Origin of the sequence: Hyphomicrobium sp. DMF-1 (assembly GCF_027886585.1) — a bacterium.
Taxonomy (GTDB): Bacteria; Pseudomonadota; Alphaproteobacteria; order Rhizobiales; family Hyphomicrobiaceae; genus Hyphomicrobium_C; species Hyphomicrobium_C zavarzinii.
Genome location: NZ_CP115706.1, coordinates 4198850 through 4224687 on the forward strand (window position 1 = coordinate 4198850; position 25838 = coordinate 4224687).

Here is a 25838-nt window from a genome sequence, read left to right on the forward strand (position 1 = left end):
AAGCCGGGCCGCCCTCCCGTCAAGGACGTTGCCTCGCGGCGTTGCCGCGCCCTGCGGGTGACGGGCCCCGGCCGGCCCGGCTTCAGGACGGCGCACGAGCCGCGCAGCGGATGCGGCTCGTTCAAGAAAGGAAGCATCCCATGACCAGGAAACCACCCATCGACATCTACCAACAGGTGACGGACGCCATCGTCGCGGCCATCGAATCCAATCCAGGCGAATACCGCATGCCGTGGCAGCGCTCCGGGATCGGGCTCACCCTCCCCGTCAACGCACTCACCAACAACGCCTACAACGGCATCAATGTCATCGTTTTGTGGTGTACCGCGGCCGAGCGCGGCTACGTGGGCCCGTCACGCTGGGCGACCTTCCGGCAATGGCTTGAACTCAAGAAACCCGTGCTGACTGGCGAAAAAGGGACCCCCATCTGCTTTTACAAGCAGTACGATGTCGAGCCTTCGGCCGATAGCCCCGACGACGACGGAAAGCGCCTCGTCGCCAAGCACACCCACGTCTTCCACGAAAGCCAGACGCAGGGGTATCTCCCGCCTCCTGAAGCCCCCGCCATGCCTCCCCTTGAGCGGCATGGTTTAATGCGCGCGCTTCTTGAAGCCACAGGTGCTGATGTGCGCGTCGGCGGTGAGGCGGCATTCTATGTCCCCTCGGCCGACTTCATCCAACTTCCGGATGAAAAGCACTTCACACAGGACGATGCGGGCGAAAGGACGTTCCAGTTTGAGTCCACCGCAGCACACGAGCTGACCCATTATGCCGCCTTCCGGATTATGCCGCGCCGATCGTCGATCCTGGGGACAGGTGCGCAACGCCAGCGCGGCATGTCGGCATAATCAGAGCGCCTCCAGGAAGGAGAGCAGCTTGTCGCTCGGGCGGTAGCGGCCGTGCTTTGCCTCGATCGGCCGGGTCTTGGCGATTGCCTTCTCCTTCATCTTCATGTCGGCGTGGATGTACATTTGCGTCGTCTCGACAGATTCGTGACCGAGCCAGAGCGCGATCACCGTACGGTCGACGCCGCCGTGCAGGAGTTGCATCGCCGCGCTGTGGCGAAGAACGTGCGGCGTGACGCGTTTCGAGCGCAAGGATTTGCATGTCTTCGATGCCGTATCGACGTGCCGGCGAACGATGCCCTCCACGGCATCGCGGCTGAGGCGGGTGCCGCGATTGCTGATGAACAGCGGATCGTCCGCCTTGCCTTTGCGCTCGGCCAGCCAGTCGCGAAGAAGCTTGATGCTGTCCTTTCGGATCGGAGTTGCGCGCTCCTTCCGGCCTTTACCCATACAACGGACGTGCGCGCCGCTCCCGAGGGCGATGTCATCGCACGTCAACGTGATCAACTCCGTGACGCGCAAGCCCGTCTGCAATGTGAGCAAGAGGATCGCCCGGTCACGACGGCCATGCCATGTCGAGAGGTCGGGGGCTGCAATGACGGCTTCGATCTCGTCACGGTCGAGATAGTCGATCGCCCGCTTCTCGTGCCGCTTGGCCGGCATGGCAAGCACACGCTGGCAATGATGCAGCAGCTGCGGCTCATTGACAGCAACGTACTTGAAGAACGACCGGATCGCCGCAAGCCGCGTGTTGCGGCTCCGTGCTCCGTTTCCTCTCGTCTTCTCGAGATCGGTGAGGAACTGGGCGACAAGATCGGCGTCGATGTCGGCGACCTGCAGTGCTGTCGGCTCTTTCTTCCGCTCATCGGCGGCATATAGAAGCAGCAGGCGGAACGTGTCGCGATAGCTCGCAACCGTGTTCTGGCTGGCCTTCATCTGCGCGCCGAGCCGCTCGGTGAAGAACCGCTGCAAGTAGGCTGATAGTGCATATGTCTTCATCGTCCATTCCCCTTCGATATGCCTGCTGCCAGGGTGCGTTCGGCGCGTTGTGATGCGAGCTGCAGCAACTCAGGCACGGCCTCGATGTACCAGTAGGTGTGCTCCGGCTTCGCGTGGCCGAGATAGGTGCTCAGCTTGATCATCTCCCGATCCGCATCGAGCCCCTTGCGGTACCAGCCGATGATTGTGCGCACCGCGAAGGTGTGCCGCAGGTCATGGATACGGGGCCCGCAGCCGTGCTTGCAGAAGCGTTGCGGCTCTCTGAGGCCGAGCGACTGGCTGACCAGAGCGAAGTTATAACGTGCGCAGCAGTCGGTCGGGCGCTGACCGCTTTCCATTAGGAAGAACGGGCCGGGCGTGCATTCCAGCAGCCGTGTGCGCTCGGCGCGGTACGCTCGTAGCCTCACTACGGTGCTTGGCGCCAGCGGTACATAGCGAGCCGTTCCGTTCTTACCGCGTCTGACCGTGATGACGCCTGCGTCGAGGTCGACGTCATCGTCGTCTAGCCCGATGGCTTCGTTGATCCGAAGGCCCGTCACAGCGATCAGCCCGAACAAGGTCGAGCACGACAAGCCCCGCATGCCGTAGCGGGAAGGCAGCTTCGATGCCCGAACGACGATCGCCGCCAGCTCCGCCTCGGAGTAGATGTATGGCCGGCCGCGTCGCACTTTGCCGGCGATCAGTCCCGCAGGCGGCACCTCAGTTCGAGCATCCTGCCCCTGCAACCAGCCGGCAAAGCCGCGCACCATACCGAGCCGGGTCGACCAGGTGTTGTTGCTGGCCTTGCCGAAGCTCTCCTTCCAGCGAAGGAAGAGATCGACAGTCACATGATCCTCACCTTCGCGATCGGCGAATGCCGCGAAGCCGCGCATGACGCGAGCCGTGAAGGACAGGTCGTAGCCGAGGCTGCGCCGCACCGCGATGTACTCTTCGAGCCGTTCTGTCATCGTGGTCATGCGCGGGCATCCTTCGCGGCGCGAAGAGCGCGCTTCTCGTTCGGCCACGGCGGCGCGATTGAACGCAGACCGTCAACATCGTGCCGCGCATAGATCGTTGTCGACATGCGGGAGCGGTGTCGCAGCACGTCGCCGATCTCGTCGAGTGACGCCCCTTTGCGCAGCATGTCGGTTGCGAGGCTGTGCCGGAGCAGGTGCGAGCCGACGTACTTCTGTGGCGGCTTGAGACCGGTTTCCTCGAACGCCTGCTTGAGTGCGGTATTGAGGATCTGGGCGTCCACGAATGGCTTGTTCGGCGGCGTGCTGGAGACGAACAGCGTCCGCGACCGTCCACGCCTACCGTTCTTGATATAGTCGACGATGGCCTTGCCAACATCGTCGGGCAGTGGCATCCGATCATGCCGCTTGCCTTTGCCCCGGATCAGGATCGTGCCGTTGCGCCAGTCGATATCGTCGAGCTGGATGGCAATGGCCTCGGGCGCTCTGAGGCCGAGACGCGCGAGCACCATGAGCATGGCGTAGTTGCGCCGGCCGACCGGGGTCGGTGCCCAGGCGGCGTCGAGCAGCTTTTCAACCTCGTCGGGTTTCAGATAGCGCGGCAGCGTGCTCTTCGCCGGTTGTCGGGCGCGCGGGATCGACGCTGCCAGATCGCGCTTCGTCTTGCCGCTCCAGAACAGGAAGCGGAACAAGTTGCGCAGGTGCGATGGCCCCGTCTTGTCTCGTGGCGCCGTGCCGCCGCGGAGCTTCCGCAAGAAGTCGACGACGTCGTGCGGGGTTATCTCGTCGAGGTTGCCAAGTGTCTCGCCGAACCGGAAGGCCATGAAGCGCTTGAGGAAGCTGATGCAGTGATAGATCGTCGCGTCCGTCAGTCCGCGTTGGTCGCAGAGATAACTCTCGTATTCGGCCTGCAGGCGATCCAATCTCGTCAGCGCCTTTTCCTTCGGCTTTGGACGATCGGCGACGCCGGCCTCGACGAGCACGTCGATGAAGCGCTCCAGGCAGAAGCGCTTCTGATTGTACTTGTTCGGGTGCATCGCCTTGAGTGCGGCGGCATGCGTCGCTGACAACGTCCGGCCGACGAGTTCGCCCTTGCGCAATCCTCTGCTCGCGACCGCCTCGCAGAGCAATCGCGCGGCTCCTTCGTAGGTCCGCATCGTCGCTGGCGTGTAACCTTGATCGACGAGCTTCTGCAGGAACTGCTCGCAGTAGGGCTTCAGCCAGTTCGGAGCGATCTCGATGGCTGTGGGCTTTCTGGTAGACCAGGGCATGGTGCCTCCTTCCGTTGGTTGGAAGGAGCAAAGGCCCATGCGCAGACGAGGCCCGCGAGATCGGGCCACGCGTTATCTGTGCAGAACTCGGAGCGGCCCGTTCATCCCGCGCAGCAAGACAGCATCTTGACGTCCTTGTTGAACGTCTGCGCTGCGAGCTTCAAGCCTTCGACCGTCGTGAGATAGGGGAAGATCGTCTCGCCCAGCTGCTCGACCGTCATACCGAACTTGATCGCCATCACCGCCGTCTGGATGCTGTCGGCGCCTTCAGGGGCGAGGATATGAGCGCCAAGCAGCTTGCGTGTTTTCGCATCGGCGACGAGCTTGATGAGCCCGCGCGTATCACGGGCGGCCAACGCACGCGGCACATTGTCGAGCAAGAGGACGGACGTCGCCACTGCGTGGCCGGTCGTTTTCGCGGCGGCCTCGGTCAGCCCAACGCTGGCCACCTGCGGATCGGTGAACACCACTTCGGGCATGGCGCTGTTGTCGTACACGAGACTATCACTGTTGAGCGCATTCTTCGCCGCGAGCTTTGCGCCATAGGCGGCCATATATACGAACTGGTCTCGTCCAGTCACGTCGCCTGCCGCATAGGTGCCCTTACGCGATGTGCGCATGCGGTCGTCGATCGCAATGGCCCCGCTCTGGGTCTGTCGGATGCCTGCGTCGGCAAGCCCGAGCTGCTCGACGTTGGGGCTGCGGCCCGTCGCGATGAGCATCTTTTCTGCCGTGATAATCTCGCTCCGATTTCCCTTTCGGATCGACAACTCGATGCCTTCATCCGTCTTCCGGCAGCGCTCGTAGGTGACGCCGCCAACAACGGTGATCCCCTCCTGCTCGAAGTAGACGCCAAGCGCCTCGCTGATCTCGGGCTCTGCCGTCGGCAGCAGGCGGCTGCGACACACGATCGTCACCTTGACGCCGGCACGGGCGAAGACCTGGGCCAACTCCACGCCGACGAACCCGCCGCCGACCACGATCAGGCTTTTGGGCAAGTCCTTCAGATCGAGCGCCGTGGTACTGGTCAGATAATCGATGCTGTCGATGCCGGGAATCGCCGGCACGCCAGGCCGTGTTCCCGTGGCGATGATCACCTTCGGCGCGCGAATGAGCGATCCGTTCACCGCGACGCCCCCTTCCGATATGCGCGCCGCGCCTTCGAGATAGGCGATGTTGTTGTAGGCCGGCAGCAGGTCCGCATACTTCGCCTGCCGAAGACCTGACACGAGCGCGTCCTTTTGGGCGACGAGCGCCGCCCAATCCGTCACAGCACCGTTTGCGCGGATGCCATCAAAGCGCACCGACGCGCCCGCCTGATGCACGCTCTCCATGGCGCGGATCAACGCCTTGGACGGAACGCAGCCGACGTTGACACACGTACCGCCGATCGTGCCGTGGCCGACGAGCGCGACGTTCGCGCCCTGCTCGGCCGCCGTGATGGCGGCGGAGAATCCAGCCGAGCCGGCCCCGATGACGGCCAGATCGTAACCTTTGCCGTTACCGGCGCAGCAATCGCTCATGTCAGGTTCCTGGTGTGTTCGTCTTGGTACTTTCGGAAGTGCAACAGGCGGCTGCGCTCTGCCGACGTCTGTAAAGACCGTAGCTGATCAGCCCAATGCACAGAGCGAGGATCGGCAGCAGCACGTAGTCGAGATAGCCTGTCAGCGCCGACAGCCCGACTGCGCCGAGTGCGATGACCAGCACCGGAGTTGCGCAGCATATGGCCGCCACCACAGCACCGATGGCGCCAGTCTTGATGAGCGCAGAGTCGTTCATTGGGTTTTCGTCGCGGCTGCCGCCGCGAGCTTGGTTGGATAACCAGCATTGGTCGCAGCAGCAGTTAGTGCGGCAATGGTCGCCTTCTGATCATCGAACGTCACGACCGCCGACATCTGCTCAAGCGACACCACAACCTTGGTTACACCGGGAACGGCGCTCAGTGCCTTGCGAACAGTCGGCGGGCAGGTGGCGCACGACATGTTGGCGACGGAAAGCGTGACGGTCTGCTCGGCGGCGAAGGCGGCACCGGAGGCCAATAGGCCGATGCTCAAAGTGGCAAGCGTGACGAGACGTTTCATGATGATTTTCCTTATTGAGGTTCAGTTCAGCAGCAGCGGTGCCACGAAGTCGAAGGCCAGAGCCACGACCACCAGCATCGTTGCAATCCACAGGGACGATTTGACGAGGCGGTTGGGCAGTGGCCGTGCACACGAGCCATCGGCGCAGGCCTGCTTTGGCTTTACATAGACGAGGTAGTAGCCGTAGCCGAGGAGCGCCAGCGTGCCCGCCGCGAAGTACGGCTTGAAGGGAGCAAGCGCCGTGAGGTTGGCGATCCACGCGCCTGAGATGCCGAGGCTGAACAGAACCAGCGGCAGGATGCAGCACGACGAGGCCGCCAGCGCGCCGAGAATGCCGCCGGCCGCAATCCATCGCCCACGGGCCTGCTCGCTGCCCGATTGATCAGGCGCGGATTCGGTCGCGTGTGCCTCGGTGCTCAGAGCCATCTTTGATCGTCCTTCTTGCATTTACTCTTCCACTATGCGACCTGTAGTCACTACAGCTTCAAGAGAATAATTTTCACGGAGGATCAAGTTGTTGCGAGCCGCCCAGTTCCCCATAGGAGCACTGTCCGCTGCGACCGGCGTCAACATCGAGACCATCCGGTACTACGAGAAAATCGGCCTCATGCCGGCGCCGCCGCGCAATGAGGGCCGACAGCGCATCTATGACGCGGGCCACCTCAAGCGGCTAACATTCGTCCGCCGCGGCCGGGAGCTTGGCTTCTCGCTCGACCAGATCCGCGAGTTGCTCGGACTCGTGCGCGGCCATGACCTCACCTGCGGCGACGTCAAGACGATGACGGACACGCATGTCACCGACATCCGCCGCAAGGTGAAGGATCTCAAGAAGCTGGAACGGGTTCTGACGCAACTGTCCGCCCAATGCGGCGGCGATGCCGTCCCGGACTGCCCGATCCTGGACGCGCTCTCCAAGGGCTCATGATTATGCCGATGTCGATCGGCAATGATTGCGCCCTGTTCGGGAGGAGTCGTGTCGGCGCGGCATAATCCGGAAGGCGGCATAATGGGTCTTATGCCGATATCGGCATAATGGCCACTGGTCGGGCAACCCCAAACGCCTGGCCCGCGATCTCAGCGGCCGCTTCGGAACGTCAGGCTACGCCTTCGAGGAGTTGGTCGCGGAATTGGGCGCCGCCTATCTGTGCGCCGAGCTCGGCATCTGCGCCGAACCGCGCAAAGACCACGCCCAGTACCTCTTGCACTGGCTCACGGTCATGAAACAGGACAAGAAAGCCATCTTCACGGCGGCTGCAAAAGCTGCGGAAGCGGCGCGCTACCTCATGGGCTTCATGCCCAAGGAGGCACAGAATGCCGCGTAACGGAGCCACGATCTATGAAACGCTTATCTGGCGCGGCATCACCTGCCGAGTCTGCACCACCCGCGATCGGAATATCACGGGATGGACCGTCATCACCCTGCGTGCCCCGGAGGATATCCCCTTTCCGCTTGGCGTACGCGGATACTGTCGCCATGGTTTGGAGCAGGCGGAACTCGAGGCGGCCGGCGGCGCGGTATCCTTTTTCAAAGCCTGGGCAGACCGCGAGGCCCAAAACCCCACCTATCTCCACGCTGTCGTCCGTCACAGGCAAGGAGACCTGTTCAAGTGAAATGACGCCTCACCCTCCACGGCATCCTGCCCGTCAGCAGCAAGCTCGTCACGCACAGCAAGGTCATCAGTGCCAACCACAACGCCACTCCGACGAGGCAGGCAACCCCTTGTCCCATACCGAACAGAGTATCCCGTACCGATATCTCCCCAATAATCCCGCCCACGCACCCAATCGCCTTGCGAAGAGCAATGGCCCCCTTCTGTCTGATCAGGTTCATCGGCCCTTCCACGCTTTCACCACGTGCCCGCCGCGCATCCCAGTACCCGTCCACATCCCTCAGCTTCACGTAGCGGAAAAACGGCCAATGCCATTCCGATACAAAGACCTGCCGTAGCTCCTCCGTGGGGTCGATCTTCGAGGCAATGCACCCCAGCAAACGCTCGGGAATGCTCACCCAGCCGAGGCACTTTCTGTAAAGCAGCGATCGTTTCACAAATGTTCGACGGCACACCTGGCAATACTCGCCGTCCGTCCACGACGTCAGCGTATAGGAGCAACAAGGGCAGCGGCGATTTCGCATGGACGCAGTCTGACAAACCTGCGCTCGGTCCAGAACCGTGTGTGCCCACGGCGTATGCAATGGGAGTCTAACAACGCCGATCTCGTTCGCCCTCTGTTGCATCTCAACACTCCCGCCTTAGGAGCCAATGAGCGTGCGTTACACCCGCTCAACTCTTCGGCAACGGCGCGAAGTACTTCGCTTGAAAGACTACGCGCGGGGAAAGCTTCGCTTCACCAGACAAAGCGCCGCGAGCATAAACACAAATACTATCCCAGAAAACACTATTTCTATTCCGATGCCTATCGGCCACATATTATTTGCCGGACTTGAGAAAGGCGATTGAATAAAAAGTCGAGCACCCAATGGTGCGGCTTGAAACCAAACGACACTTGACCACAGTTCCGCCCGCGTAAGCGCTCCTAGAGCTACCCCAACCAAAATCTCGGCCGCGCGAATTAGAAGCGTGAATTTCCCGGATGCACCCCCTCCCACATCACCTACATACAGATCCACAATGGTCAGCATGGAGAATACTATGCCGGCAGCCACAGCCCAAATTGCGCTCCGCTTCATAAGAATATGCTCCCAATGCGGGATGCCCGCAGGCATCTGGTTCGTCGATACCCGTATCCCCAGCTGCTCGAACCTGTTGCAGCCTTGAGATGTCGCACAGTCAGGAAATCTCCTTTCTTAACTGGATTCCCGAAACAAAAATTGTATGAAGTGTTCCATCTGAGCTTTCAAAGTCCAATTCTACGTTTCCATATTGATCGAACCCGACGACAGCCATTCTCTGACCGACTTGCGAGGCAATCGCGCGAACATCTTTGGTTGGCAAACCGGCTATCAATTCGGGCGGCAGCGTTCTCAGAACCACGATATCACCCATCTTAATTTCGTGCCCTTCAGCGTCGGCCACCAATTTTTTCATACTTTGCCTCGCTAATGTTGAGAGCATCGGCAGCCCAGGTGTTTCGATTGAGCACCCAAAACGAACTTCGGTTTATTGGGATCAACTTAGCCCCGAATGTTGTTATTTGCGTCAGCTCCACTTACGCAAGTACAGTCTTTCCTCGGGCACTATGGCTCACGGATACATCGATCATCGTCCAACTCAGGAGTTCGGTACACAACAAGACCAGGATAGGGAGTTGCTCTTCCCCCACCCTCACCCTCTTTTACTGAAAGTTCTTAAACGTCGTAGTGGCACCATCAAACATAAGCTTCACGGTATCAGTGGGGCCTTTGCGGTTCTTTGCGACGATCACTTCTGTGATGCCACGCGATGCTTCAAGTTGGGCCTTTACATCCGCGATGCGCTTCCGCTCGGTGTCGGTTGACGCGGTGGCTTCATCCGCCGCGCCAAGCCCCGCCTTCAGATAATAGTCGTGGCGGTACAGCATGAGAACCACGTCGGCATCCTGCTCGATGCTGCCGCTCTCCCGCAAATCCGAGAGCAAGGGACGTTTGTTGTCGCGGGATTCAACGCTGCGCGACAGTTGGCTTGCCGCAATCACCGGCACGTCCAGTTCGCGCGCCACCATCTTGAGGCCACGGCTGATCTGCGTGATCTCCTGCACACGGTTGTAGTCGCCCTTGATGGGAGACATCATCAGCTGCAGGTAGTCGACGATGATGAGGCCGATGCCGAACTTGCGCTTCATCTCACGGGCCCGTGAGCGCAGGGCGCCGACGCTCAATCCCGGTGTATCGTCGATGTGAAGAGGTAAACTGTGGAGCTCATTGGCTGCTCCCATCATCCGTTGCAGATCGCCGTCGGACAAATGACCATTGGCAATCCGGTTCGCGCAAATATTGAGCGCGTTGGCCACCAGCCGTTGCGTCAGCTGGGTGGCACTCATCTCCAGGCTGAACACGCCCACCGGCGCCGTATTGGCGCCGTCAGCGAGGTGCCGTGTCGCCACAGCTTGCGCCATGTTCAGCAGCAGGCTCGTCTTCCCCATGCTCGGCCGCGCGCCGAGAATGACCAAGTCACTGTTCTGGAACCCGCCGAGCAAACTGTCGAGGTCCGTGAAGCCGCTCGCAATACCCGTCACGCCCGTTCCCGTGGCTTTTGCAGCCGCAGCCTGCCGGATCACCTCGATGAGGTTCTGGCGCATGTCACGCGCGGCGTCCTTCCGCCCGATCGCCGTGAGACGGAAGACCTCACTCCCCACCGCCTCGAGCATGGCTTCCACGTCCTCGGGCTTTGTTGCCGCCCGCGCCTGCGTGTGGACGCTTTCCGCAAGGCCCATCAGCTGCCGCTGCCGGAAGGTGGTGATGATGACGTCCGCAAGGCTTTTGGCGTCTCCGGCCAGGGACGCATTCTCGAACATGGCCGTCAGATGCGGAAACAGCGTCTTTTCCGCATCGAAGGCCGTTCCCTTCAGGCGCTCGCTGATGGTGATGGGGTTCGCCTCACCCCCACGCGCATTGATGATGCTCTCGATCGCTTCAAAAATGGCGCCGTGCACCGGCACATAAAAGTGTTCCGCACTCAGCGCGCCCTCAAGCTCGTCATAGAAGCGGTTGTTGACCATGATGGCACCCAGCAGCGCCTGCTCCGCTTGCGCGCTGTGGGGTGATCTCTCCACGCCGCGCGGGAGCCTCTCGCTCCCCAGCTGCACGACACGCGCGGGCTCCCCTGCCATCGCGGCATCATGGCCCGAACAAAGCCAAACACCAACCTTTGCGAATCGTACACTTATCAGTCTGGCTGTTTCGCTTCCGAAACTTGCCGCTTATCTGGGCACCCCATGACATCCAAGCGCCTGCCGATTGCCGGCTTTCCGCACCTTGCGCTCACGGCGCAGAACGACCATAGACTGTTCGCCAGAACCTTAGCCGCCTTACGAAAAGCCGGTTTCACAATCGAAACTGACAAAGCCGTTCCTCCGGACGGCTCGACCGGCACCTCAATCATCATGGCTCTCACTTACGCGTTCCAAGAGGCAAAGGGCGCTTAGATTACACCCCCCCGAATCTCCACAATGAGCACTACAGCCGCTCCCTGCCCCCCAATCACACCCGCAGCAATTCCTCCCAGCGCGTCGTGTAGCGCGGAGACAGGTGTTCGGAACGCATGGCCCAGCGCTTGTTCACCCCGCAAGCCGCCATCACCATCGTTCCCCGCCCCCACACGCGGTTAAGACGATCAACCGTACGCATCAGGGTCTTGCCCTTCCAATCATCCGCAGAAGCCCACAGATCTCCTTGGACCCCATCTGCCGGCTCTATGGCATCCAGCATCACGCCAGCCTTGGTGTAGCGATACCCCTGCTTGTAAATGCGCCTCACCGCACAAAACGCCGCGTGAATGAGTTTCGAGGTATCAGCCGAAGCCACCGGTAGCCTCACCACGTCGGATGCACTGTATTGGCGCTCGGTGGTCTTAAACGGGTTGGTATGCACGAACACCAGCACGGTACCTGCAGCGAGATTCTGGCGACGAAGTTTTTCTGCCGCACGGCTCACGAAGCTCGCCACTGCTTCCTCAAGTTCCCGCTGTGCTGTGACCGGCCGCCCGAACGAGCGCGACGCCATAATCGATTTAGCTGGTTTCGACCCCTCGTCCAGCATCAGGCATCGTTCCCCATCGAGTTCCCGGCCGATGCGTTCGACCACCACGCCTGCCTCCCGCCTCAACAGATCGGGCTGGGCCTCGCGGAGATCCACCGCGGTCGTGATACCGAGCGCGCGCAGGCGGCCCCCAAGACGCGTCGCCACACCCCAGACCTCTTCCACCTCGAGTTTCGCCAGTGCATCCGACTGCTTCTCACGGCTCATCAACGATTTCACGCCTTGCGACCCCGCGTCCTTTTTCGCCGCCCGGTTCGCCACCTTGGCCAGCGTCTTGGTGGGCGCAAGCCCAAAGGACACCGGAATGCCAGTCCACTGCAGGATCGTCGCCCGCATTTCCCGCGCAATCCCCTCCTCACGCCCTTCTAAGCCCGCCAGGTCGATAAACGCTTCGTCGATCGAATAAACCTCCACGCTGGGCGCAAGTCGCCTCAGGATCGAGATCACCCTCTGGCTCAGATCGCCATAGAGCGCGTAGTTGGACGAACGAATGACCACGCCCTTGCGCTGCCACTCCGCCCGATGCAAATGCCAGGGATCGCCCATCCTGATACCGAGCCGCTTCGCTTCATCGCTCCGCGCCACGGCACATCCATCGTTGTTTGACAGCACCACCACCGGGCGATGACGAAGTCCCGGATCGAACAGCCTCTCACAACTGACATAGAAGTTGTTGCAATCCACCAGCCCCAAACACGTCATCGCCGCTCCACCTCTCCGTCCGCTATCGGTTACGGCGCGTGCATCCGCACGCTTTTGGGGATCACGCCCCAAATCTCAAACTCAGTCCCTTCAGTGATGGGGATATCCGGGTAGTTGATATTCTCCGGCGTGAGCCACACGCGCCCAGCTCTCATGCGAAGGCGTTTCATCGTGAACTCACCGTTCACCAGCGCCACGATGATGGAGCCATCCACCGGCTTCAACGACCGGTCGACAACGCAGATATCGCCGTCGTGAATGCCGGCACCCACCATGCTGTCGCCCTGCGCCTTCACAGCGAAGGTGCTGGCAGGGTTCCTCACCAGCAACTCATTGAAATCCAGCGGGCGGTCTTCGTGCTCTTCCGCCGGAGACGGAAACCCAGCTGCAACCGGTGCCGCCATCAGCGGAACATGTAGATTTGTGCGTATCTCAACAACCCGGACCCACATGAAGCAACTCCTTCTTGATTTTTGTTCACTTTTTGTTCTCATTCTCCCCAAGTGTCAAGACGGAGATTGTCCATGCGGCGGAAAGGCGAACTCAGCAAGAGCATGATCGACCGGCAGTGGCCCCACCAAGTCGCATTGCCCGAACGGCTGTCATGCCGCTCACATTGGCCGCCCCAACACGCATTCTGCAACGGCCTCGACGTGTCACCGCGTGGGCATTGCTTTGTCCGCAATGGGGAGTGGTGGAACGTACGATGCTTTGCCGTGAAGGAGGATGCCGAACGGTTCATCCAGACCTTCGGCGGGGAATACATGACACCGGAAACTCGCCCCCGCCATTGAGATGGCGTTCGTTGTTGGAAAATTCGCACCCGGCACTTTGGAACAACCCGCATAAAGAAAGGCCTGTCCCCGAACTTCGGAGACAGGCCTTTTCGACTATCGTTTTTGGATCAGTATCCTCGATACAGCAGTCACCCAAACGGCGAATGCGCATGAAAACCCAACAAGCGCCGACGCCGGCACCTCCAGGAACAGCGCGTCCGATCCGAACCAAGCCGTCTGTTCATCGAGAGTCGCCAGCCCCGTCCCGAATGCGTCGAGGACCACAACAAGCGACGCCGTCAACAAAACGGCGGAACCCAACACTTTAAGCATCGATGTTTCCTTTCTCCCCCCGCATGCGCGGAGGGCATGCGGTTGAAGAACCTAACAATCGGGGTATGGGTCGCCCGGACGCTTTTTCAACTCCTCGATGCAGCTTTTTTATTTCGGCACACCGATCGGCACGATCAACACCCCCCGTATCGAACAAACTCTTTCCAGAGATCAATCGGTGCGCCTCCGTTCAACCCGTAAGCCACACCAAAGCACCGGTAACCCCAAACACCACCAACGCCAGAAGCACACCCTCCCGCCACGATGGATCAGGCCCACCATAGTCAGGCTCCTTCTCATATCCGCTCACCTTGGATCCCATCCCCTAGACCAGTTTGCGGACTTCTTCTTATCACTGAACAATTATCGCGCCACCATTCCATTCCAGACACCTGTCAGGACAGCTGTTGCCCCTCTCCATAAGATCCCACAAAGGAGAGAAACCCATGCGTATCATGACTGTATTCGTTTTAACCGGGGCGCTGCTGTGTACAGCCACCAGTGCCACGGCATTGGAGGTTACCTCACACAACGACATCCGCAAACTCAACAGCGGGCTTGAGCAGCGCCTCGAGTCAACCTCGGCCGCGCTCACCGCCGCCTTTAACAACCTCAAGGACACGATAGACGACATTCTTGCACGCCTTGGCGTACTCGAAACCAAAATGGCGGCCGTCACCACCAAACAACCCGCGGACTGGAATACCCCGCTCGAAAACCGCCTGCTGGGGATCGAGAGCACCAACGCGGCCCAGACCAATGCCATCAACACCGCGACCACAAAGAACAACGCGCAGGACAACCGCCTCGCTGCGCTGGAAAATCAAACCCCAGCCGCAATCCGTATACGCGTCAAGAGCAGTAGCTGTAGCGACATCAGCGTAGTACGAGGTTCCCAACGCATGTGCCCGAGCAACAGGGTGCTCGTGGGCGTCACCGGAGGCGTCATCGCAACCAGCTCTAAATCCTGGAGCGGCACCTTCCACTGCTGCGAACTGGAAACCTACTAAGAAGCCTCACACGACATGGCCCTTCGGGGCCATTCGTTGTCATGAGCATCGGGCTTCATCGCCGCAAGCTTCACCGTGAGTCCCAATGCGTTTCTAATCCCAGGGGCACTGGACCTGGCATTGATCGTGTCAGGAATGACAAGATGGTGCGGTCTCGCAAAAATGCTGCAGGCCATGCCGTGAAACCGGCGGGATGATTGCAACTCCGCCGCTTGCCATCACACCCCAAAGGATTCCAGCTTCGCACCCTTCTTGATCGCCATCACCAGCCAGTTCGGCTTGCGGCCGCGCCCCGTCCAGGTCTCCTCAGCATTCTTAGGGTTCCGGAACTTGACGACAACCGGCTTCTTGCCTCGGCCGCCGAACAGCTCTTCCAGCGAGAAGCCTGCCTGCTCCGCCAATTCGCGCATCTTGGCCTTGGTTTCACGGGCCTCCGATGCCTTTCTCTCGGTAAGCGCCGCCTCAATCAGCTCCCTCGCCTCCAGAAGCTCGGCGTAGCTCATCTTCTCGAGTCCGGTCAGTCGGGCCATCTGAAACTCCATGCATGAAAGGGCGTTTTTTTATATGCCCCGCTGCCATAAAGCAAATGAGCACGCCGAATGAGGGCTAATTCTGAATGAAGCAGCGGTAGGCGACTGTCGTGTTGTTGTCCCGTTCGTAGCTGAAGTCGCTAATTGACGTGCTGCCAACGGTGGCATGCCCATCAAAGGGCGACGTGACCGTGGCATAGTCGTCCAGCCACTCCCAATTCCCTGTCTCGCCGGTGAGCGCGTAGTTGTTCATGGCGATGTACCATTCCTGGCTGCGTGGCAGGCGGCCGCCGTACTTCGTGAAGCAAGTGTCGGCTGCGACGTTCCAGGATGCCACGGTGGAGGCCTCCTCAGCGGTTTGCATGCACCCGAGACTGCGCCCCTGTGCGGCAATCTGCGTGAACCCCGCCGGGCAACCCGTCATGTCGCTGCTCGCATAGCCGTTGTAGCGGCAGAAGGTGACGGTGACGTTCTTCGGACGTGTTTCAGTGCCGCCCGTGGCACCTGACGCATCGGGAGCAGCCGCACCTGCCGACGTCGCGCGGTAAGCACCCGCACCGGCCACATAAGCGGTTGAGTTATCCGTATACACTTCGTGGGTGTGGCTCTTCAGATCATCGGCCTGCACGTTGCCGGGGGCACGCGTGCCATCCGGGTCGTTGCCCGCCCCGTTGTCGCGGCCACGCAGGAAGCGGCCACGAGCAGTCGTGTATTCGGACCAGCCCGAAGGACAGGACGTTGCCTCGAACGCCGCAATCGTTCCGGCAGGCATACCAACTCCGATGTTCGTCCAGCTTGACCCATCACATACCTGCATCGTCGCGCTGGTGTAACGTATGGCGCCGGTGATGCCGCTGCCGCACGTAAGGCTGCTTGTGCCAACTTGGATCGCATCGCTCGCCGATATGGTGCCCACCACATCCAGCGACGCTTTTGGTGCATTGGTATTGATGCCCATCTTGCCCGTTGGATCGATGACGGGGAATTGATACCATCCCGTCCAGGTTCCGGAATACCGCCCTCGTACGTACATGCCTTGTGCCAAAGAGCCGGCCACGGCATACGGAATGGCAAACTGCGTCAGCTGCCCGCTACCGTCCTTGGTCCCATACTCATATGAAAATGGCTGGAAGTAGTAGCTGTCGGACGTAGGCGCATTCGTTGCGTCAGTCCCCCGCAAGAGCGTGTAGCCGCTACCCGAACGAGCGTTAGAGATGTCGTTCCAATCTTTTACGCCGCTCGTCCCCACCGCTCCGAACCCACCCCCAATCTGGCCGTTGACATACAGCGAGGTGGAAGGAGCCGTCGTGTTAATGCCCACGTTTGCGCCCCAGACGCGCATGCGTTCTGTGCCAGCTGTCGTAAAGCCTATGCTGTTGGAGGCTGGGGTAAACAACCCTGTGTTGGTGTTCCCCGTCCAGGTGTAGGTCGGTGTACTCACGCTGTCACTGCTGTTCCCGAAGACCTGCGTGCCGACATCAACGCTGCCACTCGCCGAGATGTTTCCTGCGACATCCAGCTTTGCGCCGGGTGTGCTGGTGCCCACGCCGACTTTGTCTTGGGGAAGCAGCAGAAGGTCAGAACCGGGGAAGGTCGTCGAGATCGACATATTGCCGTTGCCGCCGTTGTAAAGTTCGATCCGGCCATAGGCGCTGCGGTTCGAATTGAAAGCATGCAACACGCCAGTAGCTGGAATTTCCACCGAGCCGTTGACGTGCAGAGAAGAGCTTGGCGCGGATGTCCCAATCCCAAGCCGCTTGTTGGCATTGTCCCAGAAGAAGTTGGCAGTATCGCCACCGAGGGCATTTGCAGCGTTAAACTGGATGGCCCCCGTGCTTGAAGCCGCGGTGGTGCCACCCGCCGAGACAGTGTCGCTGGCCAAGCTCACCCAGCCCACGCTGTTGCAGACCTGAATGGTGTTACTGGTGCTGTTGTAGCGAAGCGCGCCGCGGATCTGCGCCCCGCACGCAAGGCTGCTACTGCCGACCTGGATGGCATCTGTCGCCGAAATCGTTCCGGCGACATCCAGCTTAGCGAGAGGGTTGTTGGTCCCGATTCCAAGATTGCCGCCGTTGCTCATGCGCCACCGGTAGACGGAGTTCGTTCGATCATAAAGGCCGATATTGTCTGTTGAAGGATAAAGCTCCCAGGTGTTCCCGCTGCTGCCCGAAGGCTTAAAGATGATCCGGTTGTTACCGTTAAAGGGCCCCTCAAGCACGACAGCGCCACCGGAAACCTCGAGCGCACCCGATCCACCAACGGTGCCGATCCCAACATTGCCATTCGTCCCCACGAACAGGCCGGGCGCATCATCCGCCTGTTGGGTGGAAGATACGATGAAACTTCCGCTCACTTGCAGCGTGGCATTCGGAGTGAGCATGTTGTGGCCAATCCCCACATTACCGGTCGGCGACGTGATGTAGAGGCGATAGCCAAAGCCGCTGTGGTAGATCCCGAAGTTGCCTGCGCCGCCGCCAGCACCGGCCCCCGTCGACATGAGCGAATAGATGCCGCCATTGTCGGCCGTCGCATTGAGCGACAACCCCGAACCATATCTTGCTGCGTCGGCCTGTCGAATTGTGAGCCCGCCGCCGGACGCGGTGGAATTCATACCGGGAACATCAAAAACGGGAATGCCGTCCGCGCCGATGACAAGGCGCTGTGTGCCTGCGGCTGTGAAGGTCAAGCTGGTGTTCTCGCTGGCAATGATGGTTGTCGTGCCGGAGATGATGCGGTCTTCCTGGCCGCCGCCGGTTCCTATGCTGGTCCAGGCGCTGCCGTTGCAGTATTGCAGGTTGCCGCTGTTGTAGCGGATGGCTCCAGCAATGGGAGCGCCACAGGTCAGGCTGCTGGTACCGACCTGAATGGCATCTGAAGCGGAGATGGTCCCGGCAACGTCCAGAATGGCCAAGGGGCTCCCAACACCCAACCCGACCCGTCCGCCGAAATAATTCTTGGCGTTTACGTCCTGTTGGTAGAGGCCGAAGTAACTGCCGGTGATGGTGCCCCCAGTCGCACGGTTGTTGATATAGATGCCGTAGAGGTTTCCGATGGTTCCATTCATGGCATACGGGATGATGGAAAGGCCGCGGACATCATCGGTGATACGTCCGGTTGCCGTTCCGTTATAGTGGCCAAACTGGATCACCTGGCCGGTAAGCGCCGCCAGCCGCCCTTCATCCCCGGCATACTGTCTGAGGACATTGCTGCGGCTCCCATAGACATAGCCGCTGTTGCTCACACCTGAGTCAATGAAAACAGCCGGGGTGGAAGCAATGCCGATGTTGTAATAGCTGCCGTCGGCCGATGCCCTGAAGGATGGCTCCACGCTCAGCGTAAATCTGGTTGCGTCCGTCCACCCTTCGCTGATCCGAACCCGGGAGGTCGCGTTGCCTGTGTTCCCGATCCCGATGCTGCCATCCGCATTCACCACCAAACTCGGTGTCGTCGTTTGCCCAGTCACCGACACCACAAACGTGCCGCTGACCTGTAAGGTCGCTGTCGGAACCGAAGTTCCAGCCCCAACTTTCCCACTGAAATACCCGGCCGTCGCACTGACAGCCCCTGTAGCACTCACACCAAGCGTCACAAGACCACGGTACGGGTCAAACCAGGCGCTGTTGGCACCGGCCTGTGTCACGCTGATGTAACCGGTGTCGGAAATGGCCACCATGCGGGTGGCATTGTTGGTGCCGCTGACGATACGGTCGCCGCTGCTCGCCACCACACCCGTAAGGCCGGAGCCGTCACCCACGAAGCTTGTGGCGCTCACTGTGCCATAGACATCAAGCTCCGCATTGGGGTTATTCGTGTTGATACCTACCAGCCCGCCGCTCGAAAGGTAGAGGGAGTTGTGGGGGCAGCCCACGAAGTCCGCTCCGCCGCCGATGCAGACACGGCGGGCGTCATTGCCGAGGGTGGTGGAAATGCGCGAAACCGGCGCCCAGACCTGCGCCTCGGCCCCAATGCTCACGCAGGCCAAAACGGCGAAGGCAACAGCGCGGCGAAGAAGGCGGTTCACCCCCGCACTGTGCACGCAGTTCACGTATACAGCAGCACAACGCGCTATTTATTAGGCAGGGAATGTGTCCGGCACACAACCTACGCATAAGGAGTGATCTTTAGATTTGAGCTATGAAACCGATACCCACAACCTGAAGCACTATAAGCGGACCGCGTTGAGGATTGCCGGATACGAGGCAATAAGAGGTGCGTTGATCACGGCAATCCCAAAGAAACCTTTGCTTTCCTGGTGAGGGGACGCAGGGGGAGTTTCACGCGTCGGAATCAGCCTGAGGCGTGGGTTCGAAGACGGGTTCAGCTCACGGGCTCGCGGTGGCCAGTCGTGGGAAAGCGGCGGTCTACCGTCTGCGTGACAGTTCCTCCGCCGCTACCGCCTCCACAACTGCAAGGTCCATCTCGGCGACACTGGAGCGCCGTGCAACTTCCGCAGCCACCTTCGCCCAGTGATAGAACCCCTGCCGATCCCCCAGAGCACGTGAGCGGGCGGCAAGTCGCTGCGCCGCGTAGTAGGCGTTTTGCTCGTCACTTTGGATCAACGCAAGCGCGTCTGCCCGCCAGAGACGCCGCATCTCCTGACGGCGGTTCCACCACTGTCGAGACAACGGGAACATCATTGCCTTCGAGCCGCCTACCACCCCTCTCGCAACCATACAGCGGTCATGCCATTTGTCGAACATGGACATCGGACACCCTATCAATGGGCGGGGATGGATGGTCCGCATACCCCACACCATTGCTCGCGCTGCGTGAAAGGGCCGACCTGCCCCGGAACACCGGTCAATGGTAAGCCTTGGCGAAGGCGGAATATCCACAGGCCTGGTTGGCCTCCGACTGCTCTCCCCTCACCGCGTGAAATATAAGGCCGTTTCTGGACAAGACATCATGCAGGACGGGTCGCGATTGCAGCCAAGCGTCCAAGTCTATACGATCAGCATCCAAGAGCGGCAGGGCGAACAGCGTAAGCAAGTCAACTTCCCGCGCTGTTAAGCTCTCTGCTCGACCTTCCAAGGCTCTATAAATCACTTTCCATATCGTAGCCAAAGGCATGGTTCTCTCCCACAAAGCGACCCGTCAATAATCGTCGCCCTTTGAGACACGGGGATAACTTCCTTCTTTTGGGATCATTTCTTTATGTCTGCACCCATGAACCTGCCAACAGCACCCACACGAAAGCCTGCGAACATCGATCTTCACGTCGGGAGAAGACTGCGCGCCCTTCGCCTTTTACGGGAGTTAAGCCAGGAGGCCCTGGCGGAAAGGATCGGATTGACGTTCCAACAGATCCAGAAATACGAAAAGGGGGTCAACCGCATTAGCGCCTCCCGCCTCCAGCAGTTCGCGGACACGCTCAACGTCAAGCCACAGTTCTTTTTCGATGCGGATCAGGATCCTGGCACTCACGGCTCACAAAACGCGCTTCCCCTTGAACTCATTTTCGACCGCGACGTCGCGGCAATGGTAAACGCATTCGGACAGATTACTGACGCAGGCATTCGACGTGCAATTGTCGATCATATCCGCTCCCTCGCGGCGTGTTGCACGGAGCCGCGAAAAGCAGATCAATGACTGAGGTTTGTCTCCGAGGGAAGGACGTCCATGTCCTTCAGCGCAAACTGTCCCTTTAGGCTCTCAAGAGCTTCCTCGATCAGCATCGCGGCGTCTTCACTGCCAAGAACTCTCGACTCTTCTGTCGCGTAGATCAAGAGCCGCGCGAGGGCGCTAGCATCCTTCTCTAGGGACACATGAGAGGACCCGGACGCTTCCTCGTCCATCATGCCCGCCATGTTCCGCTCTGCAAAATCCTTGTCTTTATAGGGCATAAGACGGCTCCATTTGGCGCAACGCGAAGCGCTTCACTTTTCCGGTGGGGGTCTTCGGCAAGCTCGGAACGAAAGTGATCTCTCGCGGCGCCTTGTAGGGCGCGATCACAGCCTTCGCATGCTTGCAGAGTTCACTTTCCAGCCCGACTGATCCTTGGGCGCTTTCGGCGAGAACAACAAAGGCCTTGACGGAATATCCCCGCCTTGCGCACGGCACGCCGATGACCGCGCATTCCGCGACCGCGGCATGAGAAAGCAATGCCGCTTCCACCTCGGTCGGAACGACCTTGTAGCCGGACGACACAATGAGATCGTCCATCCTCCCTTGATACCAGAAGTATCCGTCTGGATCGCGATAGTAGGCGTCTCCGGTCACGTTCCAGCCGTTGCGGACATACTCACTCTGTCGCGCATCATCGAGATAGCGGCAGCCGGTGGGACCACGCACGGCGAGCCATCCAACGGTGTTATCGGGCAGTTCGTTTCCCGCTTCATCGAGCACGGTCGCCTCGAACCCGGGAACAACCTTCCCTGTCGCTCCCGGGCGGATGTCATCGCCGGCTGCCGAGATAAAGATATGCAGCATCTCCGTGGAGCCGATTCCGTCGATGATCCGCTGTCCCGTCGCGTTGCGGAACGCGTCAAACGTGGACTTCGGAAGCGTTTCGCCCGCGGAAACACAGGCGCGAAGCGCGCCGATGTCGAATTGTTCGACAATTGGCAACATCATCCGATAGGCAGTGGCCGACGTGAAGCAAATCGTCGGGCGGCACTTCTCGATCGCCGCTAGAAGCTGCTCCGGCCGCCCATCCTCGAGGAGCAGGGCAGACGCCCCGACACGCAAGGGAAAGAGGAGGAGCCCACCAAGTCCATAAGTAAAGGCCAGCGGTGGCGAGCCGCAGAAGGTGTCGAACGGTGTTGGGTTCAAAATTTTGGCGGAGAAGGTATCGCAAATGGCGAGAAGATCGCGGTGACTGTGGACTGCACCTTTGGGGACGCCCGTTGTTCCGGACGTGAACGCTATCAAGCAAGGGCTATCCGCAGAAGCCCGGAACGGAACAACCGGAGTGCTATCGAGGCGAGCGAGGAAATCGATGTCAGATGCATCGTGCGCGACTTGCTCCGGGCGAACAGAATAAGTCGCAATACTTCGCAACGTTGGACACGGGCGACGGCAGCGATCAAGCTCACGCAGCATCTCTCGCTCACAGACAGCATGCGAGATTTGCGCCTTCTTTATGATTGATTGCAGCTCGCCAGCCCGCAGCATCGGCATCGTCGATACGACAATGCCGCCGGCCCGGATGACCGCTAGATGCAGCGCGGCCAGCGCCGGACTGTTTCGCCCCCTCAGGAGAACACGGTTTCCCGGAACCAGACCGAGCCGCTTCACGAGGGCAGTGGCGTAGCGCGAAACACGCGATTGTAGCTCCTCATAGGTCCACATCGTCGTGAGTGAGCGCAAGGCGAGGCGATGCCCTTCCCCGGCCGCCACCCAATCATCCACCAGGATTTCGGTGACGTTGAAGCGAGCCGGATAGGCATGCCCCGGCACCTCAAGGCGCTCCGGCAAAGAAAACTGATCTGGCATGTGATCACGGACAAACGTATCAATACGCTTTGACATGGCTGCTCACCCAGCGAGTTTCTGATTGGCCACACTCGTCGCGAGCACGGTTCCCCGAATGTCCCGCAGCCTGCGCGTTTGGCGCAGAGCGTGTTCTGAGATGTCGACCGTGATGCCCACGACATCCATGCCCTTCCACACGATGGGAAGACCAAGCGGCTGGGGGTTCCAGCCGAGGCGCAAGAAGCGCGTGATCCAAGGGGGTTCCGTCACGATCGAAAGCTGAGAAATGCCGCATTCAAGGCAAAGCTCTTGAACACCGCACATGATCTGGCAGGAGACGTTGCTGATGGCGTGGGGTTCACGCGCCTCCGGCACCACATAGAAGCGCGTCCACTCGTAGATGTCCGGAGCTCGAGGAATGGGACGGACGCCGGCAAGCTCTGGAAACACGTCGGCAAGGAGATGGGGTTTGAGTGAAGAGATCAGCCTTGATCCGCCCTGCACGCGCATTTTCTCGTCAAGCGCGAGCAGGTAGATGGCATTTTCGTTGTCGAACTGATCGACTTCGCGCCCGTCCAAGCGGGCCAGATCATGCCACCCGCGCTCGTGGACATAGATCCGGTGTCGTATGCGGTAGCTTTCTTCGACCTGTTCTCGATAGCGCTGGCGGTTGTCCGCAGTTACCACGTGGAGCATGAATCCTTCTCCGAGTTGCGTCGGAGAAAGATCGCCACGTCAGGGGTAGGGTCTTGAATCCCTCGGTCGAGGAGTTGACGAAGATCAGATTTTCTGTCTAACCAACCGTCACAGGGAGATCGCCCGCCAGCTTATGGCGTTGGCCACCGCGTGGGCACGGCTTACAGCGTTTAGCTTCCTCAAGCTGTTGCGAAGATGCGCCTTCGCCGTTTGCTCGGAAATGGCGAGGATTTCACCTATCTCCCAATCAGTTTTGCCGCGCGCGACCCAAAGGAGCACTTCACGCTCGCGCTCGGTCAAGGCCTCATACCTGCCCGCAGCAGCCGGCGCAGGCGGAGGCCGAAGCGATTGGGCTTTCCCATGCGCGAAGATCGACAGTAGCTGGAGCGCCTCCCTACCGCGATGCGGGATGTCGAGCTTCCCGCCGCCCATGGTCACGCAGCTTTGCTCCCCGGTACTGCCAAGGATGGGTACGGAAAAGCCACGTCGAAGACCGCACTCTGCAGCCTCATTCATAACGCGTTTCGCTTCCTTGCTCGGATGAGGGCAGCGCACTTCGTCCCAGAAGAATGCCTGGGTGGAAGACCTTGTATGGGCGGCCATGGGATCATGAAGAAAAAAATTCTGATCCATATAGCGATCAAACCAGGTTTTTGACCAGCCATTGAGGATCAACGAGGCCTGCAGGCCGGAGCCGGGCGGCGGCATCTCGGTGATAAGAAAATTTGTGAAGCCGAATTCGCTAAGCGCAACGCCAAGAAGCGAATAAACCTCGTCACAGTCACTGGCTGCCTGCAACTGGTCAACAATGTCAAAAGTGCGCCGCTCGATACCCGACATCGCGAGCCCCAGTACTCCAGGTAATATTGGTACCTTGGGCTCAGCCGGACGACAAGCCGACTTAACGGTCCTCAGCACATAGTCCCGAGCGGGTAAGGCATGAACATCGATCCCAAATCCTTGGCGCGACAACGTCTCGCCTTCCCGCATCAGACGGGCTGTTTTCCGAAACCGGACAGTCTCGCGTGCGGGTCCCAGATCCACGGGCGCATCAGAGCGGTCCGGCGAGGCGTGGCGATGAACATGGCTGGGATGGCACGGACACCGGCATTGGAACAGGTGGCCGGCGTGCGCAGGAACTTGAGCGTGAACGACCTGCCCGCCGACGCACAAGCAGAAAAGCAGCTTCGCGCCGTGGGAACCGGGCGCTCCCCTCTTCAGCAGTGACCTTGCCCCCGCAGGGGTACCCGATCTGAGCTAGAGTCCGTCGATCCGAGAAGGAGACGGATGATGCGTAAGGGCAGGTTTTCACAGGAGCAGATCATCGCCATCCTGCGCGAGCAGGAAGCCGGCATGGCCACCGCCGAGGTATGCCGCCGCCACGGGATCTCGTCGGCGACGTTCTACGCCTGGAAGTCGAAGTACGGCGGGCTCGAGGTGTCGGAGGCCAAGCGCCTGAAGACGCTCGAGGACGAGAACCGCAAGCTGAAGAAGCTGTTGGCCGAGCAGATGCTCGATAACGCTACCCTCAAGGAGCTGCTGACAAAAAACTTCTGACGCCCGCCGCGAGGAGGTCCGCCGTGAGCTGGGCGATCGAAGAGAAAGACTACTCGCAACGCCGTGCGTGTGCCCTGGTCGGGCTCGCGCCGAAGGTCTATCGCTATCGGCGAGGAAGTGATGACGGTGTGCTGCGCACGCGCTTGAAAGCCTTGGCGGCTCATCGCCGCCGGTTCGGTTACCGGCGCCTGCACCTGCTGCTGCGGCGAGAGGGCTTCACCGTGAACCACAAGAAGCTCTTCCGCATCTACCGGGAGGAGCGGCTCGTCGTCCGCAAGCGGGGTGGCCGCAAGCGTGCGCTCGGCACACGGGCACCTGCTGCCGTGCCACAGGGCAAGGACCAGCGCTGGTCGCTGGACTTCGTCTCGGACACGTTCACGGACGGGCGCCGCTTCCGCATGCTCGCCATCGTCGATGACTTCACGCGCGAGTGCCTTGCCCTGGTGCCCGACACCTCGTTGTCGGGCCATCGCGTCGCCCGCGAGCTGGACGACCTGATCGCGCGGCGCGGCAAGCCGGAGATGGTGGTCAGCGACAACGGCACCGAGTTCACCTCGATGGCGATCCTGCGCTGGCAACAGGAAACGGGCATCGCCTGGCACTACATCGCGCCGGGCAAGCCGATGCAGAACGGCTTCGTCGAGAGCTTCAACGGGCGACTGCGCGACGAGCTGTTGAATGAGACGATGTTCCGCAGCCTGGCGCATGCCCGCGAGGTGCTCGCCGGCTGGCGGGCGGACTACAACGCGGAGAGACCGCACACGAGCCTCGACGGGCTCACGCCGAACGAGTTTGCAAGGAGGTCCACGTCGGACCATAACCAGAACGGACTCCAGTTATGAGCGAGTACCTTCCGGGGGCAAGGTCAAAGGTCAGCAGGTTTGCACACGTGCGTCATCTCCGGCACTGCCTATAATTTTAACAATCCAGCCAATCACGAATGAACCTCTCCGCGGCATGCTCAAGCATTTACGGGG

At 60.3% G+C, this 25838-nt stretch carries 28 protein-coding genes and 1 pseudogene; 9 read left to right on the top strand and 20 right to left on the bottom strand.

The window, feature by feature from the left end; all coding sequences use genetic code 11:
* Positions 1-110 precede the first annotated feature (110 nt).
* Positions 111-848: an ArdC-like ssDNA-binding domain-containing protein gene (locus tag PE058_RS19220; protein ID WP_271029148.1), complete on the top strand. Its 738-nt coding sequence runs from the start codon at positions 111-113 to the stop codon at positions 846-848.
* Here the strand turns inward: PE058_RS19220 and PE058_RS19225 are convergent, their stop codons facing one another.
* From PE058_RS19225 to PE058_RS19255, 7 genes are all read right to left on the bottom strand, one after another.
* Positions 849-1844, bottom strand: a complete 996-nt coding sequence (locus PE058_RS19225) for a tyrosine-type recombinase/integrase (RefSeq protein WP_271029149.1) — start codon at positions 1842-1844, stop codon at positions 849-851.
* The gene (locus tag PE058_RS19230) at positions 1841-2800 is read right to left on the bottom strand and encodes a tyrosine-type recombinase/integrase (protein ID WP_271029150.1); all 960 of its coding nucleotides are present in this window, start codon (positions 2798-2800) and stop codon (positions 1841-1843) included. Before PE058_RS19230 ends, PE058_RS19225 begins: the two co-directional genes overlap by 4 nt.
* On the bottom strand, positions 2797-4068 hold the full coding sequence (locus PE058_RS19235; RefSeq protein ID WP_271029151.1) for a site-specific integrase: 1272 nt from the start codon (positions 4066-4068) through the stop codon (positions 2797-2799). Before PE058_RS19235 ends, PE058_RS19230 begins: the two co-directional genes overlap by 4 nt.
* Positions 4069-4169: 101 nt before the next feature.
* Positions 4170-5591 carry a mercury(II) reductase gene (merA, locus tag PE058_RS19240; RefSeq protein ID WP_271029152.1) on the bottom strand — a complete coding sequence of 474 codons (1422 nt, stop codon included), beginning with the start codon at positions 5589-5591 and terminating at the stop codon, positions 4170-4172.
* Position 5592: 1 nt separating this feature from the next.
* Positions 5593-5847: a mercury resistance system transport protein MerF gene (gene merF / locus PE058_RS19245; RefSeq protein WP_271029153.1), complete on the bottom strand. Its 255-nt coding sequence runs from the start codon at positions 5845-5847 to the stop codon at positions 5593-5595.
* Positions 5844-6149, bottom strand: a complete 306-nt coding sequence (merP, locus tag PE058_RS19250; protein WP_271029154.1) for a mercury resistance system periplasmic binding protein MerP — start codon at positions 6147-6149, stop codon at positions 5844-5846. The genes merF and merP overlap by 4 nt, the downstream gene beginning before the upstream one ends.
* 21 nt (positions 6150-6170) lie before the next feature.
* Positions 6171-6575: a mercuric transporter MerT family protein gene (locus PE058_RS19255; protein ID WP_271029155.1), complete on the bottom strand. Its 405-nt coding sequence runs from the start codon at positions 6573-6575 to the stop codon at positions 6171-6173.
* Positions 6576-6663: 88 nt separating this feature from the next.
* Here PE058_RS19255 and PE058_RS19260 point away from each other — a divergent pair, with 88 nt between their 5' ends.
* From PE058_RS19260 to PE058_RS19270, 3 genes and pseudogenes are all read left to right on the top strand, one after another.
* Positions 6664-7074, top strand: a complete 411-nt coding sequence (locus tag PE058_RS19260; protein WP_271029156.1) for a MerR family transcriptional regulator — start codon at positions 6664-6666, stop codon at positions 7072-7074.
* 118 nt (positions 7075-7192) lie between these two features.
* Positions 7193-7471 (top strand): annotated as a pseudogene (locus tag PE058_RS19265) (zincin-like metallopeptidase domain-containing protein); the annotation flags it as partial.
* The gene (locus tag PE058_RS19270) at positions 7461-7760 is read left to right on the top strand and encodes a hypothetical protein (RefSeq protein WP_271029157.1); all 300 of its coding nucleotides are present in this window, start codon (positions 7461-7463) and stop codon (positions 7758-7760) included. The pseudogene PE058_RS19265 and the gene PE058_RS19270, both read left to right, overlap by 11 nt.
* Here PE058_RS19270 and PE058_RS19275 read toward each other — a convergent pair.
* The 3 genes from PE058_RS19275 to dnaB all read right to left on the bottom strand — a co-directional run bounded on the left by PE058_RS19275 (position 7753) and on the right by dnaB (position 10916).
* The gene (locus PE058_RS19275; RefSeq protein WP_271029158.1) at positions 7753-8196 is read right to left on the bottom strand and encodes a hypothetical protein; all 444 of its coding nucleotides are present in this window, start codon (positions 8194-8196) and stop codon (positions 7753-7755) included. The genes PE058_RS19270 and PE058_RS19275 overlap by 8 nt on opposite strands.
* Before the next feature lie 742 nt (positions 8197-8938).
* A complete protein-coding gene (locus PE058_RS19280; RefSeq protein ID WP_271029159.1) occupies positions 8939-9196 on the bottom strand; it encodes a hypothetical protein in 258 nt (85 codons plus the stop codon).
* Between the two features lie 247 nt (positions 9197-9443).
* Positions 9444-10916, bottom strand: a complete 1473-nt coding sequence (gene dnaB / locus PE058_RS19285; RefSeq protein ID WP_271029160.1) for a replicative DNA helicase — start codon at positions 10914-10916, stop codon at positions 9444-9446.
* 105 nt (positions 10917-11021) lie between these two features.
* Here dnaB and PE058_RS19290 point away from each other — a divergent pair, with 105 nt between their 5' ends.
* Entirely contained in the window at positions 11022-11231 is a 210-nt protein-coding gene (locus PE058_RS19290; protein WP_271029161.1) for a hypothetical protein, read from the top strand.
* Between the two features lie 55 nt (positions 11232-11286).
* Here PE058_RS19290 and PE058_RS19295 read toward each other — a convergent pair whose 3' ends face one another.
* From PE058_RS19295 to PE058_RS19305, 3 genes are all read right to left on the bottom strand, one after another.
* Positions 11287-12546, bottom strand: coding sequence for a Y-family DNA polymerase (locus tag PE058_RS19295; protein ID WP_271029162.1), 1260 nt, complete (start codon positions 12544-12546; stop codon positions 11287-11289).
* Between the two features lie 29 nt (positions 12547-12575).
* On the bottom strand, positions 12576-12998 hold the full coding sequence (locus tag PE058_RS19300) for a LexA family protein (RefSeq protein WP_051113840.1): 423 nt from the start codon (positions 12996-12998) through the stop codon (positions 12576-12578).
* A gap of 438 nt (positions 12999-13436) precedes the next feature.
* Complete coding sequence (locus tag PE058_RS19305; protein WP_271029163.1) at positions 13437-13655, bottom strand: hypothetical protein; 219 nt, start codon at positions 13653-13655, stop codon at positions 13437-13439.
* Between the two features lie 446 nt (positions 13656-14101).
* Between PE058_RS19305 and PE058_RS19310 the strand changes: the two genes are divergently transcribed.
* The gene (locus tag PE058_RS19310) at positions 14102-14665 is read left to right on the top strand and encodes a hypothetical protein (RefSeq protein WP_271029164.1); all 564 of its coding nucleotides are present in this window, start codon (positions 14102-14104) and stop codon (positions 14663-14665) included.
* Between the two features lie 218 nt (positions 14666-14883).
* Here PE058_RS19310 and PE058_RS19315 read toward each other — a convergent pair whose 3' ends face one another.
* The 3 genes from PE058_RS19315 to PE058_RS19325 form a co-directional block, all read right to left on the bottom strand.
* Positions 14884-15195, bottom strand: a complete 312-nt coding sequence (locus tag PE058_RS19315; protein ID WP_040497910.1) for an H-NS histone family protein — start codon at positions 15193-15195, stop codon at positions 14884-14886.
* Positions 15196-15271: 76 nt separating this feature from the next.
* Positions 15272-19216: a beta strand repeat-containing protein gene (locus PE058_RS19320; protein WP_271029165.1), complete on the bottom strand. Its 3945-nt coding sequence runs from the start codon at positions 19214-19216 to the stop codon at positions 15272-15274.
* Between the two features lie 340 nt (positions 19217-19556).
* Positions 19557-19901: a hypothetical protein gene (locus PE058_RS19325; RefSeq protein ID WP_271029166.1), complete on the bottom strand. Its 345-nt coding sequence runs from the start codon at positions 19899-19901 to the stop codon at positions 19557-19559.
* Positions 19902-20349: 448 nt separating this feature from the next.
* Between PE058_RS19325 and PE058_RS19330 the strand changes: the two genes are divergently transcribed.
* Positions 20350-20784, top strand: a complete 435-nt coding sequence (locus PE058_RS19330; RefSeq protein ID WP_271029167.1) for a helix-turn-helix domain-containing protein — start codon at positions 20350-20352, stop codon at positions 20782-20784.
* Here PE058_RS19330 and PE058_RS19335 read toward each other — a convergent pair.
* The 4 genes from PE058_RS19335 to PE058_RS19350 all read right to left on the bottom strand — a co-directional run bounded on the left by PE058_RS19335 (position 20778) and on the right by PE058_RS19350 (position 24144).
* Positions 20778-21038, bottom strand: coding sequence for a hypothetical protein (locus PE058_RS19335; RefSeq protein WP_020084628.1), 261 nt, complete (start codon positions 21036-21038; stop codon positions 20778-20780). The two genes, PE058_RS19330 and PE058_RS19335, sit on opposite strands and share 7 nt — an antisense overlap.
* Positions 21028-22665, bottom strand: a complete 1638-nt coding sequence (locus PE058_RS19340) for an AMP-binding protein (RefSeq protein WP_020084627.1) — start codon at positions 22663-22665, stop codon at positions 21028-21030. The genes PE058_RS19335 and PE058_RS19340 overlap by 11 nt, the downstream gene beginning before the upstream one ends.
* 6 nt (positions 22666-22671) lie before the next feature.
* The gene (locus PE058_RS19345; protein WP_271029168.1) at positions 22672-23304 is read right to left on the bottom strand and encodes an acyl-homoserine-lactone synthase; all 633 of its coding nucleotides are present in this window, start codon (positions 23302-23304) and stop codon (positions 22672-22674) included.
* 108 nt (positions 23305-23412) lie between these two features.
* The gene (locus tag PE058_RS19350) at positions 23413-24144 is read right to left on the bottom strand and encodes a LuxR family transcriptional regulator (protein ID WP_271029169.1); all 732 of its coding nucleotides are present in this window, start codon (positions 24142-24144) and stop codon (positions 23413-23415) included.
* Between the two features lie 99 nt (positions 24145-24243).
* On the opposite strand from PE058_RS19350, the gene PE058_RS19355 reads away from it, so the two are divergent.
* Both PE058_RS19355 and PE058_RS19360 read left to right on the top strand, forming a co-directional pair.
* Complete coding sequence (locus PE058_RS19355) at positions 24244-24531, top strand: hypothetical protein (RefSeq protein WP_271029170.1); 288 nt, start codon at positions 24244-24246, stop codon at positions 24529-24531.
* Between the two features lie 63 nt (positions 24532-24594).
* Positions 24595-25703 (top strand): IS3 family transposase gene (locus tag PE058_RS19360; protein ID WP_271029094.1). Its coding sequence is split into 2 segments (ribosomal slippage): positions 24595-24847 and positions 24847-25703, totalling 1110 coding nucleotides; the frame shifts between segments, so codons are not numbered across the junction.
* Positions 25704-25838 lie beyond the last annotated feature (135 nt).